At 66.3% G+C, this 13804-nt stretch carries 11 protein-coding genes; 7 read left to right on the top strand and 4 right to left on the bottom strand.

The genetic code is table 11. From position 1 onward, the window contains the following. The first annotated feature begins 2 nt into the window (after nucleotides 1-2). Genes QA639_RS29330 through QA639_RS29315 form a run of 4 tightly spaced genes read left to right on the top strand, consistent with a single transcriptional unit; the run spans nucleotide 3 to nucleotide 3642 of the window. Complete coding sequence (locus tag QA639_RS29330) at nucleotides 3-1034, top strand: branched-chain amino acid ABC transporter permease (RefSeq protein WP_283087859.1); 1032 nt, start codon at nucleotides 3-5, stop codon at nucleotides 1032-1034. Beyond that, nucleotides 1031-1783: an ABC transporter ATP-binding protein gene (locus QA639_RS29325; RefSeq protein WP_283087858.1), complete on the top strand. Its 753-nt coding sequence runs from the start codon at nucleotides 1031-1033 to the stop codon at nucleotides 1781-1783. The genes QA639_RS29330 and QA639_RS29325 overlap by 4 nt, the downstream gene beginning before the upstream one ends. After that, complete coding sequence (locus QA639_RS29320) at nucleotides 1776-2492, top strand: ABC transporter ATP-binding protein (RefSeq protein ID WP_283087857.1); 717 nt, start codon at nucleotides 1776-1778, stop codon at nucleotides 2490-2492. The genes QA639_RS29325 and QA639_RS29320 overlap by 8 nt, the downstream gene beginning before the upstream one ends. A gap of 31 nt (nucleotides 2493-2523) precedes the next feature. Beyond that, nucleotides 2524-3642, top strand: coding sequence for a cobalamin-independent methionine synthase II family protein (locus tag QA639_RS29315; RefSeq protein WP_016840262.1), 1119 nt, complete (start codon nucleotides 2524-2526; stop codon nucleotides 3640-3642). Between the two features lie 117 nt (nucleotides 3643-3759). On the opposite strand, the gene QA639_RS29310 is transcribed toward QA639_RS29315, so the two are convergent. Continuing rightward, a complete protein-coding gene (locus QA639_RS29310; protein WP_283087856.1) occupies nucleotides 3760-5493 on the bottom strand; it encodes a caspase family protein in 1734 nt (577 codons plus the stop codon). Nucleotides 5494-5690: 197 nt separating this feature from the next. Here QA639_RS29310 and QA639_RS29305 point away from each other — a divergent pair, with 197 nt between their 5' ends. The 3 genes from QA639_RS29305 to ahcY all read left to right on the top strand — a co-directional run bounded on the left by QA639_RS29305 (nucleotide 5691) and on the right by ahcY (nucleotide 9931). Next, entirely contained in the window at nucleotides 5691-7046 is a 1356-nt protein-coding gene (locus QA639_RS29305; RefSeq protein WP_157343074.1) for a hypothetical protein, read from the top strand. A gap of 60 nt (nucleotides 7047-7106) precedes the next feature. Then, a complete protein-coding gene (gene metK / locus QA639_RS29300) occupies nucleotides 7107-8303 on the top strand; it encodes a methionine adenosyltransferase (RefSeq protein ID WP_283087855.1) in 1197 nt (398 codons plus the stop codon). A gap of 200 nt (nucleotides 8304-8503) precedes the next feature. Further along, nucleotides 8504-9931 (top strand): adenosylhomocysteinase, encoded by a 1428-nt coding sequence (ahcY, locus tag QA639_RS29295; protein ID WP_076825790.1) that lies wholly within the window; start codon nucleotides 8504-8506, stop codon nucleotides 9929-9931. A 556-nt stretch (nucleotides 9932-10487) separates the two neighbouring features. Here ahcY and QA639_RS29290 read toward each other — a convergent pair. The 3 genes from QA639_RS29290 to QA639_RS29280 are packed head-to-tail and all read right to left on the bottom strand — an operon-like array spanning nucleotide 10488 to nucleotide 13795. Next, nucleotides 10488-11288: an IclR family transcriptional regulator gene (locus QA639_RS29290; protein WP_283087854.1), complete on the bottom strand. Its 801-nt coding sequence runs from the start codon at nucleotides 11286-11288 to the stop codon at nucleotides 10488-10490. A gap of 27 nt (nucleotides 11289-11315) precedes the next feature. Next, the gene (locus QA639_RS29285) at nucleotides 11316-12080 is read right to left on the bottom strand and encodes an SDR family NAD(P)-dependent oxidoreductase (protein ID WP_283087853.1); all 765 of its coding nucleotides are present in this window, start codon (nucleotides 12078-12080) and stop codon (nucleotides 11316-11318) included. Then, on the bottom strand, nucleotides 12077-13795 hold the full coding sequence (locus QA639_RS29280) for an FAD-dependent oxidoreductase (protein ID WP_283087852.1): 1719 nt from the start codon (nucleotides 13793-13795) through the stop codon (nucleotides 12077-12079). Before QA639_RS29280 ends, QA639_RS29285 begins: the two co-directional genes overlap by 4 nt. Between the last annotated feature and the right edge of the window lie 9 nt (nucleotides 13796-13804).

The raw sequence follows: 13804 nt of genomic DNA, 5'->3' as shown, positions 1-13804 counted from the left end.
TCATGACGGCGCTATCAGACGTTTCCACTCACGCGATGGCCGGCGCGCGCTGGCGGGTCAGCGAGGTCGCGTTCTGGGCGCTGGCGCTCGCCTGCGCCTTCCTGTTTCCGTCGCGCTATTTGATCATGACCGACATCGTCCGGCTCGGTTTGTTCGCGCTGTCGCTCGACTTGATCCTCGGCTACGCCGGCATCGTCTCGCTCGGCCACGCGGCCTTCTTCGGCGTCGGCGCCTATTCGGCCGGCTTGCTGGCGCTGCACGGCATCATCAACGAGCCTGTGATCGCGCTAGTCGCCGCCGGTCTGGTTGCGGCGCTGCTCGGCTTCCTGACCAGTTTTCTCGTCATCCGCGGCGTCGATCTGACACGGCTGATGGTGACGCTCGGCATCGCGTTGCTGCTGGAAGCGCTCGCCGAGCGCTTCTCCAACATCACCGGCGGCACCGATGGGCTGCAGGGCATCGAGATGCAGCCGATCCTCGGTCTGTTCACGTTCGACATGTTCGGCAAGACCGGGTTCTTCTACTCGCTGATCGTTCTGTTCATCCTGTTCCTGCTCGCCCGACGCATTGTGCATTCGCCGTTCGGCCTGTCGCTGCGCGCGATCCGGAACAATCCGCTGCGCGCGGCCGCGATCGGCGTGCCGGTCAACCGCCGCCTGATCGCGGTCTATACGCTGGCCGCATTCTACGCCGGGATCGCCGGCGCGCTGTTCACCCAGACCACGGCGCTTGCGTCGCTCGATGTGTTCTCCTTCGAGCGCTCCGCCGACTTGATGCTGGTGCTCGTGATCGGCGGCACCGGCTATCTCTATGGCGGCCTGATCGGCGCCGTCGTGTTCAAGATGCTGCAGGAGCTGTTTCAGAGCATCACCCCGCAATACTGGCTGTTCTGGATCGGCCTCGTGCTGGTCGTGATCGTGCTGGTCGGCCGCGCGCGCATCCATCGCTGGGTGCTGTTCGTGCCCAACCTGATCATCCGCCAGTTCGCCGGCCGCAAGGCTGCCGTTGCCGTGCCGGAGAGCGACGCGTCATGACGATCGCGCTGGAAACACGTGGCCTCGAAAAATCCTTCGGCGCCCTTCGCGTCACCCGCGATCTTTCGCTCAAGGTGATGCAGGGCGCCCGCCACGCGCTGATCGGGCCGAACGGGGCGGGCAAGACCACCGTGATCAATCAGCTGACCGGCGTGCTGACGCCGAACAGCGGGCGCATCCTGCTCGAAGGCAGCGACATCACCGGCCTTTCCGTCCACAAGCGGGTGCTGCGCGGGTTGTCGCGCACCTTCCAGATCAATCAGCTCTATCCCGACCTGACCCCGCTCGAAACCATCGGGCTTGCGGTCTCCGAACGGATGGGCCGCGGCGGCGACTGGTGGCGGCGGATGGGAACGCGGAGCGACGTCAACACCGAGATCGCCGAGATCCTGTCGCGCTTCCGTTTGCTCGACGTGATGACGGAGTTCACCTCGACCTTGCCCTATGGCAAGCAGCGCCTGCTCGAGATCGCGGTCGCGATCGCCGCCAAGCCGCGCGTGCTGCTGCTCGACGAGCCTGCGGCTGGCGTGCCCGAGAGCGAGCGCCACGACATCCTCGCGGCGGTCGCAGCATTGCCGCGCGACGTCACCGTGCTGCTGATCGAGCACGACATGGACCTGGTATTCTCCTTCGCCGACCGCATCTCGGTGCTGGTCAATGGCGGCCTGCTCACCGAGGGCGCACCCGACGAGGTCGCGCGCGATCCGCAGGTGAGGGCGGTCTATCTCGGCGAGGCCGCCGATGCCTGACCTTCTTTCCATCCAGGGCCTGCGTGCCGGATACGGCGAGGCGGTGGTGCTGCCCGATATGTCGCTGGCGCTTGCCGAGGGCCAGGTGCTCGCGCTGCTCGGCCGCAACGGCACCGGCAAGACCACGCTGATCAATTCGATCGTCGGCATCGTCAGGCGCTTCGGCGGCAGCGTCGCGCTCGCAGGCCACGACATCACGGCGATGCGGCCCGACCAGCGCGCCCGCGCCGGGATCGGCTGGGTGCCGCAGGAGCGCAACATCTTCCGCTCGCTGACGGTGGAAGAGAACATGACCGCGGTGGCGCAGCCCGGGCCGTGGACGGTCGAGCGAGTCTATGAGATGTTTCCGCGGTTGCAGGAGCGGCGGCGCAATTTCGGCAACCAGCTGTCCGGTGGCGAGCAGCAGATGCTGGCGATCGGCCGCGCGCTGACGCTGAATCCGAAAGTGCTGCTGCTCGACGAGCCGACCGAAGGCCTCGCGCCGATCATCGTTGAGGAATTGTTAAAGGCGATCGGAACCATCACGCGCTCAGGCGGCATCTGCTCGATCATCGTCGAGCAGAACGCGCAAAAGATTCTGGGGCTGGCCGACCGCGTTGTGATATTGGAACGCGGCACGATCGTGCACGATGCCGCAAGCAGCGCGCTGAAAGCCGATCCCTCCGTCCTCGAGCGCCACCTCGGCGTCTCCGGGGCCAAGGCGCATTAGAAGGCACATGAGAAACGTCCGGGAGTTGACCATGCAGCGAACCAAGCCTCCGTTCCGCGCCGACGAGGTCGGCAGCTTGTTGCGGCCGCCGAAGATCAAGGAGGCCCGCGCCAGATTGGAGAAGGGCGAGATCTCGGCCGACGAGCTGCGCAAGGTCGAGGACATGGAGATCGAGAAGGTCGTGCACAAGCAGGCCTCGGTCGGCCTGAAGCTTGCGACCGACGGCGAGTTCCGCCGCTCCTGGTGGCACTTCGATTTCCTCAGCCATCTGACCGGTTGCGAGCTGTTCCATCCCGACATGGGCATCCAGTTCGCGGGCGTGCAGACCCGGCACGACGCCATCAGGGTGATCGGCAAGCTGGATTTCTCCGATCATCACCCGATGCTCGATCACTTTCGTTTCCTGAAGAAGTACGCCGACCAGGCGCATGTCACGCCGAAGATGACGATTCCCTCGCCGGCGGTGCTGCATTTCCGCGGCGGCCGCAAGCTGATCTCGAAGGAGGTCTATCCGGACCTCGAGGAATTCTATCAGGACCTCGGCAAGACCTATCGCAAGGCGGTCAAGGCGTTCTACGATGCCGGCTGCCGCTATTTGCAGTTCGACGACACGGTGTGGGCCTATCTGTGCTCGCAGGAGGAATTGCAGAAGTCGCGCGACCGCGGCGACAATCCGGACGGTCTGCAGGAGATCTACGCCCGGGTCATCAACTACGCGATCGCCGATCGTCCGTCCGACATGGTGATCACGACCCATGTCTGCCGCGGCAATTTCCGCTCGACCTGGATCTCCTCCGGCGGCTACGAGCCGGTCGCCGAGACTCTGCTCGCCGGCACCAATTACGACGGCTATTTCCTCGAATATGATTCCGACCGTGCCGGCGGCTTCGAGCCGCTGCGCTTCCTGCCCAAGGGCAACAAGGTCGTGGTGGTCGGCGTCATCACCTCGAAGTTCGGCGAGCTCGAGAAGAAGGACGACATCAAGCGGCGGCTGGAAGAGGCATCCAAGTTTGCCCCGATCGAGCAGCTCGCGGTGTCGCCGCAATGCGGCTTTGCCTCGACCGAGGAAGGCAACATCCTGTCCGAGGAAGAGCAGTGGGCCAAGCTGCGGCTCGCGGTCGAGGTCGCGAATGAGGTGTGGGGGAAGTGACGCGCTAGCGTCATCCCGGAGCGCGAATCCGGGATCTCGAGATTCCCCGGGGCGCAATTGCGCCCCTGAGGTTCGACGCTGCGCGTCGCCCCGGAATGACGCTGTCCCGTCGCACCATCACCGCTCCGCCAGATAGACCTCGCCGAGCAGCGACGAATTCGACCACGGCACCTGCTTGCCCTTGGTCGCGGCGACGACCTCGGCGCGGACCCGGGTCAGCATCTGCTGCACCTCGAGGCCGGGCGTGCCGACATGGCGCGACAGCGCCGCCGAGAACGGGCTGTTGGCGCCTTCGCCGTCGAGCGCGACCTGGCCCGGCGCGGTCGCAAACGCGATCAGCGTGCCGGCGCCGAGCGTCGAGCCCGATCCGAGCGAGGCGGGCGCGGCAAGGCCGGAGCCCGCTTCGATGCCGCGGCTTGGACCTGCGGAGGCCAGCTGCGGCGCCATCGGATTGTTGCGGCAGGCATCGAGGATCAGGATGTTGGTGCGGATCTGGTCGTCGAGCCCGGCCATGATGGTGTCCATGTCGACCATCGCGTCGGTCATGCGCGCGCCCGCCCTGAACTCGATGTCGACCGGCACGAGATAGTTGCGGCCATCGACCTGCACGCCGTGACCGGCATAGTAGACCACGGCGATCTGCGATCGCGCCGCCTCGCGCAGGAAATCGTGGATCGTCTTCTGCATCGTGTCGCGATCGAGATCGAGCCCCTCGGAGACGGTGAAGCCGATGTCGCGCAGGCTCCTGGCGATGGCGCGCGCATCGTTGGACGGATTGGGCAGCGCCTTGACATGCGCATAGGCGCCGTTGCCGATCACCAGCGCGAGGCGCCGGCCGGTTGCTGCCGCCGGGGCCGCCGCGGCGGGCGGCGCCGGTGCCGGTGTCTTGACGGAAGCGGCCGGTGGCGCGGCCGGGCTGCTCTCGGCGGCCGGCGCCGCCACGGTCTTGCGCGGTGCCGCGTCGGCTTCCTTGAGCAGCGCGAGCCGCACCTTCGCGGTGGCCTGGTTGGCCTTGCTGCCGGCATCGGACGCCACGCCTTCGAGCACCGCGACGTAATCTTCCTTGGCATGCGCAGCATCACCCTTCGCTTCATAGCTGAGGCCGCGCTGGGTATAGGCCGAAATCAGCACGCTGCCGGGCGGCGTCATGATGTTGACGGGCGCCTTGGCCTTGGCGAGCCGGATTGCCTCCGACGTGTCCGCAATCGCGCGCTCGATCTCGCCCTTGGCGCGCCAGATCACCGCGCGGCTGATCAGCGGCTGCGGCAGCGACGGGTCGATCCTGACCGCCTCGTTGATGTCGGCGAGCGCGCCGTCGAGATCGCCGAGCGCCCGCTTCGAGGCGCCGCGGTTCTGATAGGAGAAGGCTGACTTCGGACCGGCCTTGATCGCGGCGTCATAGTCGGCGATCGCCTTGGCATAGTCGCCCTTGCTGCGATAGGCGTTGCCGCGGTTGTGGAAGATGATGCCGCTCGGCGGCCCCATGCGCAGCGCATCGTTGAAGTCGGTGATCGCGATGTCGTACTCGCCTTTGTCGAAATAGGCTGAGCCGCGCAAATTGTAGACGGCGGTGCTGGGCTTGAGGCGCAGCGCCTCGGTGGCGTCGGATATCACCTGGGCGTAGTCGCCCTTCTTGTTCCAACCGACCGCGCGCCAGAAATAGATGGTCGCGAGCTTCTCGCCGGAAAACACCTTCAGCGCGATGATCTTGGTGCAGGCGTCGATCATCTGGTCGGCCGGCGTGGTCTCGGTCGTGCAGAGCGGACCGAGCTGGGAGCGCGCCTCGGCGAAACAGGGCGCCGACCAGAGCAAAGCGGCAAGGAGGGCGGGGATCAGGAGCAGGCGGCGCATCGGTCATCCGGGGTAAGGCCGTCATGGCGATCGACGACGGCGGGGCGGTCCAAGAGACCGGTCCAGGGGGTGGTCCATGACTGTTTGGTGATCGGGCAGCAGAGGGGGTTCAACTGGTGGGAAAATGGTGATAAGACGCTGCCAGTCATCATTTCTGCCCACTCCTGTCCCACTCGCCGTTGCCCACCCAAGGCGCCATGAAGAACGACGAAATCCTCAGCCAGATCACGGATTTCTGCCGTCGCTCCGACATGGCGGAGACGACGTTCGGCCGCCGCGCCGTCAATGACGGCAAGCTGGTGTACCGGCTGCGCGAGGGCAAGCGCATCACCATCGATACGCTCGACCGCATCAACGGCTTCATCGCGACCTCGACGCCGGGCGGCGTGGCGCCGCCGCGCGGCCTCGTGGTGCCGCCGGAAAAGCGCGATCCACGGGGCAATTTCCGGTTCTTCGAGAACCGCCAGCGCTATTTGCTGTTCGTCCACACCTGCAGCGAGAAGCGGGTGATCGCCGACCGGGTTGCGCTGGAATTGGCCGCCATCCATCCGCGGCCGCCGGCGCTGCGGGTGTTCGATGCCGGGATGGGCGACGGCACGGTGCTGGCGCGGGTCTTGCGCGCCATGCATGGCCGCTTCCCACATATGCCGTTCTATGTCGCCGGCAAGGAACTGAGCCTCGAGGACGTCCGCCTGACTCTCGACAAGGTCCCCGACCGCCTGTTCGAGCATCCGGCCAGCGTCTTCGTGTTCACCAACATGTATTACGCCGAGGCGCCGTGGCTGACGCCCAAGAACTCCGCGGCGGCCGCCAGCATGATCTGGCACGAGGTGGCGCTGCGGGGCGCGTCCTCGGGTGAGTTCGAGGCCCAGATCGCCGAACTCGGTCCGTTCCTGGAGCAGAACTGGCGCGCCAATCTCAGCCCCGGCAATGCGATGCCGATCTATGAGCGGCCGGTGGCGCTGGTCCTCTACCGGGACGATCACCGGTTCCTGCTCGATTCCATCATTCCGCGGGCCGGCCGCACCGAAGCCAATTTCGATCTTGTGATCGCCTCGCAGCCCTACCGTGCCAAATCCTCAGTGAACTTCCGCGCCAAGCGGATCATCGCGCCGCTGGCCCGCGCACTGCGCGGCGGCGGACGGCTGATAGGAATCCACTCCCACGGCGGCGACCCCGGGCTTGAAATGATTCAAGCGGTCTGGCCCGGAGAAAATCCTTTCGCCGTCAGCCGTCATGAGATACTGCGCGCGGTGAAATACGAGTTGGGCTCCGCCGGCCGCGAGCTGAACTTCAACGCCTACGCCGATAACCGTTCGATCTTCCGGTATGATATGGAAGCGCTGCCCAATGAGGTAACCGGCTCGATCGGAACCTCGACGGCCTTTGCTGCGTGGAATGCGGCGGTGTATGTCGCGCAGATCGAAGATGAGCGGTTGACCGAAACGACCGAAAACGGACGAGCTCTCGAGGCCACGCGCGAAGTTCTCCGCAAACACAACGGGCTGTGGTTCTACGACGAATCCTACGTCATCTCGCGGCGACGAGACTGACATGCCGGGGACATATTCACCAACCAACGTCGGACTTCGACTTAACAAGGGGTTTGCTTGATGCGCGCGTCTTACCTGTTCACCAGCGAGTCGGTCTCGGAAGGCCATCCGGACAAGGTCTGTGATCGTATCTCGGATGAGATCGTCGATCTGTTCTATCGCGAGGGACCGAAAGCGGGCATCGACCCGTGGCAGATCCGCGCGGCGTGCGAGACGCTCGCGACCACCAACAAGGTGGTGATCGCCGGCGAAACGCGCGGCCCGAGCTCGGTCACCAACGACCACATCGAGAGCGTGGTTCGCTCTGCAATCAAGGACATCGGTTACGAGCAGGACGGCTTCCACTGGAAGAACTGCGACATCGAGATCCTGCTGCATCCGCAGTCGGCCGACATCGCGCAGGGCGTCGACGCGCTGCAACCGGGCGAGGTCAAGGAAGAGGGTGCCGGCGACCAGGGCATCATGTTCGGTTACGCCACCAACGAGACGCCGGACCTGATGCCGGCGCCGATCTTCTACGCCCACAAGATCCTGCGGCTGATCTCCGAAGCGCGCCACTCCGGCCGCGAGAAGGTGCTGGGTCCGGACTCCAAGAGCCAGGTCACGGTGCAGTACGAGAACGGCAAGCCGGTCGGCGTCCGCGAGATCGTGGTCTCGCACCAGCATCTGATCGAGGACCTGTCGTCCAAGCAGATCCGCGACGTCGTCGAGCCCTATGTCCGCGAGGCGCTGCCGAAGGAGTGGATCAGCGACAAGACGATCTGGCACATCAATCCGACCGGCAAGTTCTTCATCGGCGGTCCCGACGGCGACTCCGGCCTGACCGGCCGCAAGATCATCGTCGACACCTATGGCGGCGCGGCTCCGCATGGCGGCGGCGCGTTCTCCGGCAAGGATCCGACCAAGGTCGACCGCTCGGCCGCCTATGCCGCGCGCTATGTCGCCAAGAACATCGTCGCAGCCGGTCTCGCCGACCGCTGCACGCTGCAGCTCGCCTACGCGATCGGCGTGGCGCGTCCGCTGTCGATCTACATCGACACCCACGGCACCGGTAAGGTGTCGGAGGATCAGCTCGAGAAGGCGGCGGCCAAGGCGATGGATCTGACGCCGCGCGGCATCCGCAGCCATCTCGATCTCAACCGCCCGATCTACGCGCGCACCTCGGCCTACGGTCATTTCGGCCGCACGCCCGACAATGAGGGCGGCTTCTCCTGGGAGAAGACCGATCTCGTCGAGCAGCTGAAGCGCGCGCTCTGATACTCTTACCTCGCCCCGCTTGCGGGGAGAGGTCGCCGCGAAGCGGCGGGTGAGGGGGACTCTCCGCGAACTCAACGCGCGGATGGAGCCCCTCACCCCGACCCTCTCCCCGTAAGAACGGGGAGAGGGAGAAGGCCGCGCCGCAGGCGTTCGGCTCGCTTTGTTACTGACACACTGGATTCATCGATTAGGAAACAGACATGAACGCCCCCACGAAGCCCGGCTTCACCGACTACATCGTCAAGGACATTGCGCTCGCCGATTTCGGCCGCAAGGAGATCTCGCTGGCCGAGACCGAGATGCCCGGCCTGATGGCCACCCGCGAGGAGTTCGGCCCCAAGCAGCCGCTGAAGGGCGCGCGCATCGCGGGCTCGCTGCACATGACGATCCAGACCGCGGTGCTGATCGAGACGCTGGCCGCGCTCGGCGCCGACATCCGCTGGGTCTCCTGCAACATCTATTCGACCCAGGATCACGCCGCGGCTGCGATCGCCGCCGCCGGCATTCCGGTGTTCGCCGTCAAGGGCGAGACGCTGACCGAGTACTGGGACTACACCGCAAAGCTGTTCGACTGGCACGGCGGCGGCACGCCGAACATGATCCTCGATGACGGCGGCGACGCCACCATGCTGGTGCATGCCGGCTACCGCGCCGAGCAGGGCGACACCGCCTTCCTCGACAAGCCGGGCTCCGAGGAAGAGGAGATCTTCTACGCGCTGGTCAAGCGCCTCCTGAAGGAGAAGCCGAAGGGCTGGTTCGCCGAGATCGCCAAGAACATCAAGGGCGTCTCGGAAGAGACCACCACGGGCGTGCATCGCCTGTACGAGATGGCCAACAAGGGCACGCTGCTGTTCCCGGCGATCAACGTCAACGACAGCGTCACCAAGTCGAAGTTCGACAACCTTTATGGCTGCCGCGAGTCGCTGGTCGACGGCATCCGCCGCGGCACCGACGTGATGCTGTCGGGCAAGGTCGCGATGGTTGCCGGCTTCGGCGATGTCGGCAAGGGCTCGGCCGCCTCGCTGCGCCAGGCCGGCTGCCGCGTCATGGTCTCCGAGGTCGATCCGATCTGCGCGCTGCAGGCGGCGATGGAAGGCTATGAGGTCGTGACCATGGAAGACGCGGCGCCGCGCGCCGACATCTTCGTCACCGCCACCGGCAACAAGGACATCATCACCATCGAGCACATGCGCGCGATGAAGGATCGCGCCATCGTCTGCAACATCGGTCACTTCGACAACGAGATTCAGATCGCCGCGTTGCGCAATCTGAAGTGGACCAACATCAAGCCGCAGGTCGACGAGATCGAATTCCCCGACAAGCACCGCATCATCATGCTGTCGGAGGGCCGGCTGGTGAACCTCGGCAATGCGATGGGCCATCCGTCCTTCGTGATGTCGGCCTCCTTCACCAACCAGACGCTGGCGCAGATCGAGCTGTTCGCCAACAACAAGGACAGCAAGTACGCCAAGAAGGTCTACGTGTTGCCGAAGACGCTGGACGAGAAGGTCGCCCGCCTGCACCTCGCCAAGATCGGCGTCAAGCTGACCGAGCTGCGCAAGGACCAGGCCGACTACATCGGCGTCAAGCAGGAAGGTCCGTACAAGTCGGATCACTACCGCTACTGATCCGGGCCCGCAGCGATCGATCACGTGAAGAGCCCCGGCATCGCCCGGGGCTTTTTGCTGGGGTGACGCGGGTGACAGAGGGCTGTCGTCCCGGCGGAACGACGCTCTGACGTCGCCAAATACCCCGCCGTCGTCCCTGCGAAAGCAGGGACCCATACGCCGCAGCGGGTGTTGGGAGCGGGACTCATCGTCCCAGCATCGTTCAACAATCAGCATTTGTGGTTATGGGTCCCTGCTTTCGCAGGGACGACACTGAGTTTGTGGCGCCGCTTGAGCCACACATCCGCGTTCTCGCGACGTGATTTGTCCGAGCTTTGCTCTTCGTTCCGCCCTCTCTGAACGGAGCCTGCACGATTTCGCCGTCCGCTGCATGCGCACTCGTCGGTCGCGCACGCGGCGTCCACCGCATCTCACCACAACACCCGTGACGATGCGCAGGCGCCCCTCGATCGGGTGAGACGGGGAAACCATCCACCGAGTTGTGCTTCGGGCTTGCGCCGTCGGGCAACTCAGTGGCACGCGCGCGCGAGGAGGGAGCCGGACGAGCGGGCTTACCTCACGGTCTTTCGGTCGCCCGCACCGTGCCGTGCCCCAGTTGCCGTGAGATATCGCCCGCACAATCGCGCAGCGCGGCGGCGATCGCACTGTCCCAGCCGGCGTCGAAGGTGCCTTCCGGCCCCATCGCGGTGATGACCAGCGCGACGTGGCCGGCGTGATCGAACACCGGCGCGGCGAAGGCGTTGACGCCGGGCAGCGGATCGCCGATCGCCCGTGCCAGTCCGCGGCTGCGGACCTCGGCGAGGATCTCGGCCGTCTTCGCGTCCGCCGGCGGACGCTTCGGATTGTAGCCGACGCCGAGGCGGTCGAGGCCGCTCTCGAGCGCGGTCCTGATCGCGTTCGGCGGCATGAAGGCGGCGAAGGCGCGGCCGGTCGCGGTCTCGAGCAGCGCCACCACCGATCCGACGCGCATCGCGATATGCACCGGATGGCTCGGCTCCTCGAGCCGCACCACCGTCGCGCCGTGGGTGCCCCAGACCGACAGCGACACCGCGTGATTGATGCTGTCGGCGAGCGCTGCGATCCGCGGCGTTGCGATCCGTACCGCCGACTGCCGGCGCAGGCTGATGAGGCCGAGCTCGAGCGCCAGCGCCCCGATCTCGTAACGGCCGGTGGTCTCGTCCTGCTCGATCAGGCCGATGCGGGAAAAGCTGACGAGATAGGGATGCGCCTTGGCCGGCGGCATGCCGGCTTCGCGCGCGAGATCGCGCAGCATCATCGGTTCGCCGCTGCGGGCCAGCGCGCGGAGCAATTCTCCGCCGACCTCGATCGACTGTATGCCGCGGCTCTCTCTCGTCATGTGGCCCTGCCAGCTCCCACAATGTGCTTATACGGCGAGAAACCCTCCGTCGACCGGCATGGTCACGCCGTTCACATAAGATGCCAGCTCCGATGCGAGGAATACCACCGGGCCGACCAGCTCCTCCGGCTGCCCGACGCGGCCGAGCGGCGTGCGGCCGAGAAATCCGGCGAGCCGGGCAGGGTCGTTGCGGGTCGCTTCGGTCATCGCCGTTTCGATCACGCCGGGCGCGATCGCATTGACGCGAATGCCGTCGGCGGCAAGCTCGCGGGCGAGCGCCTGGGTGAGGAGCTTGACGCCCCCCTTGGACGGCGCATAGCCCAGCGTATCGGCAACGCCGAGGAAGGACGCGATCGAGCCGAGATTGATGATCGCGCCGCGCGTCTTGCGCAATGCCGGCAGGAAGGCGTGGGTGACGTTGAACGTGCCGGTCAGGTTGACGTCGAGCACCCTCCGCCAATTCTCGCCTGCACGGGGCGAGTCGATGCCCTCACGGATGATGATGCCGGCATTGTTGACCAGGATCGCGATCGGCCCGACCTCGCGCGCCGCACGCTGCGCCAGCGCGGAGCACGCCGCCGCATCGGTGACATCGAGCTCGAACGGCCACGCCGCGCGGCCGCGCTGGCCAATGTCGGCCGCGGTCTGCTCGGCGCCGGCGCGATCGATGTCGGTCACAACAACGTCCGCGCCATGCGCCGCGAGGCCAAGCGCGATGGCGCGTCCGTTGCCGTGGGCAGCGCCGGTCACCAGCGCGCGCTTGCCTGCGAGCAGGCTCGCCATCGCGCTCATGCCGCGCTTCTTTCCGCCGCCACGCCGGCAATGTGCTTGCCCGCGATGTAGCCGAAGGTCAGCGCGGGCCCGAGCGTGATGCCGGCGCCGGGATAGTTGCCGCCCATGATGCTCGCCATGTCGTTGCCGGCGGCATAGAGGCCGGCAATCGGTTGGCCGTCGGCGTCGAGCGCGCGGGCATTGGCGTCGGTCCGGATGCCGGCATAGGTGCCGAGGTCGCCGATCACCATCTTGATGGCGTAAAACGGCCCGTGCTGGATCGGCGCGATGCAGGGATTGGGTCCGTGCAGCGCGTCTCCCTGGTAGCGGTTATAGGCGCGCGAGCCCTTGCCGAAGGCGGGATCGCGGCCCTCCGCAGCGGTGGTGTTGAACTCCGCGACGGTCGCCTCGAGCGCCTTGGCGTCGATGCCGGCCTGCGCGGCGAGCTCCGCCAGAGTCGCGCCGCGCTTGAGATAGCCGGTCTTCAGATGATGGCCGAGCGGCATCGGGCGCGGCGGCACGCAGCCAAGGCCATATTTGCGCAGCGTCTCGTGATCGCAGACGAGATGCGCCGCGATCTCCTCGCCGGGCTTCGCCGCCTTGATCATCGCCTGCACGAAGTCGTGGTAGGAATTGCCCTCGTTGGCGAAGCGCCTGCCGTCGGCCATCACCGCGATCACGCCCGGCTTGGCGCGATCGATGAAATGCGGCATCACGCCTTTCGAGCCGTCCTTGCGCGTCGTGACCGAGACCGGCACCCAGGCCGCGGCATTCGGCAGCGAGTCGTCGACGCGGCCGCCGGCGGATTCAGCAAGACGCAAGCCGTCGCCGGTGTTGCCGGTCGGGCCCGGCGAATAATGCTCTTTTCCGGTCGGGGCGTGCGGGAACATCTTCTGCCGTCGCGCGACGTCATGCGGAAAACCGCCGCAGGCGAGCACCACGCCACGCTTGGCGTTGACGCGGATCGTGCGCCCTTCACGCACGACGACCGCGCCGCGCACCGTGCCGTTCTCGACGATCAATTCGCGCACCGGCGAGTTGAGCCAGAGCGGGATCTCGAGGTCGAAGGCGGATTTCGCCAGCCGGCCGGCGAGCGCGTTGCCGTTGGTCAGCGTCATGCCGCGGCCGTTGCGGATCACATCGATGGCGTGTTTCGACAGCCGCTTGGCTACGTAGGCCGCCGAGGTCAGCGACCGGGTCGCGCGCATGAAATGCACGATCTCCTTGCCGGAGCCGAGCATCATGCCGAACACGGTGAGCTCGGGCAGGGGATTGCCGAGATTCTTGAGGGCGTCGCCGAGCTCGTGGGCGTCGAACGGCCGCGTCACCATTGAGCGGCCGCCCTGCGCGCCGCCTGGCGCTTCCGCATGATAGTCCGGGAAGGTCAGCGGCATGTCGAAGCGCACCGCGGTGCTGGTGGTGAAGAAGTCGACCGCCTTCGGCCCCTCGGTCAGGAACGCATCGACGCGGGCGGCGTCAAAGCTGTTGCCGGCCTCGTGGCGCAGATAGGTCTTGGCCTGATCGGGGCTCTCCTCGATGCCCCAGGCTTTGGCCAGCGAGGTGCCGGGGATCCACAGCCAGCCGCCGGAGCGCGCGGTGGTGCCGCCGAACCGCGGCTCCTTTTCGACCACCAGGACCTTGAGGCCGTGATGGCCGGCGGTGACCGCCGCCGACAGCCCGGCGCAGCCGGAGCCGACGACCAGCGCGTCGCAATCATAAGCTTCTTCGTTGGCCACGCGATCGAT

It is taken from the genome of Bradyrhizobium pachyrhizi, assembly GCF_029714545.1.
Lineage (GTDB): Bacteria > Pseudomonadota > Alphaproteobacteria > Rhizobiales > Xanthobacteraceae > Bradyrhizobium > Bradyrhizobium pachyrhizi.
This window is presented reverse-complemented; position numbering and strand designations above follow the sequence as displayed.

What these genes read in the sequence shown, in the direction of transcription:
- QA639_RS29330 (WP_283087859.1), top strand. Translation starts at nt 3, where the DNA reads ATGACGGCGCTATCAGACGTTTCCACTCACGCGATGGCCGGCGCGCGC.
- QA639_RS29325 (WP_283087858.1), top strand. Translation starts at nt 1,031, where the DNA reads ATGACGATCGCGCTGGAAACACGTGGCCTCGAAAAATCCTTCGGCGCC.
- QA639_RS29320 (WP_283087857.1), top strand. Translation starts at nt 1,776, where the DNA reads ATGCCTGACCTTCTTTCCATCCAGGGCCTGCGTGCCGGATACGGCGAG.
- QA639_RS29315 (WP_016840262.1), top strand. Translation starts at nt 2,524, where the DNA reads ATGCAGCGAACCAAGCCTCCGTTCCGCGCCGACGAGGTCGGCAGCTTG.
- QA639_RS29310 (WP_283087856.1), bottom strand. Translation starts at nt 5,493, where the DNA reads ATGCGCCGCCTGCTCCTGATCCCCGCCCTCCTTGCCGCTTTGCTCTGG.
- QA639_RS29305 (WP_157343074.1), top strand. Translation starts at nt 5,691, where the DNA reads ATGAAGAACGACGAAATCCTCAGCCAGATCACGGATTTCTGCCGTCGC.
- metK (WP_283087855.1), top strand. Translation starts at nt 7,107, where the DNA reads ATGCGCGCGTCTTACCTGTTCACCAGCGAGTCGGTCTCGGAAGGCCAT.
- ahcY (WP_076825790.1), top strand. Translation starts at nt 8,504, where the DNA reads ATGAACGCCCCCACGAAGCCCGGCTTCACCGACTACATCGTCAAGGAC.
- QA639_RS29290 (WP_283087854.1), bottom strand. Translation starts at nt 11,288, where the DNA reads ATGACGAGAGAGAGCCGCGGCATACAGTCGATCGAGGTCGGCGGAGAA.
- QA639_RS29285 (WP_283087853.1), bottom strand. Translation starts at nt 12,080, where the DNA reads ATGAGCGCGATGGCGAGCCTGCTCGCAGGCAAGCGCGCGCTGGTGACC.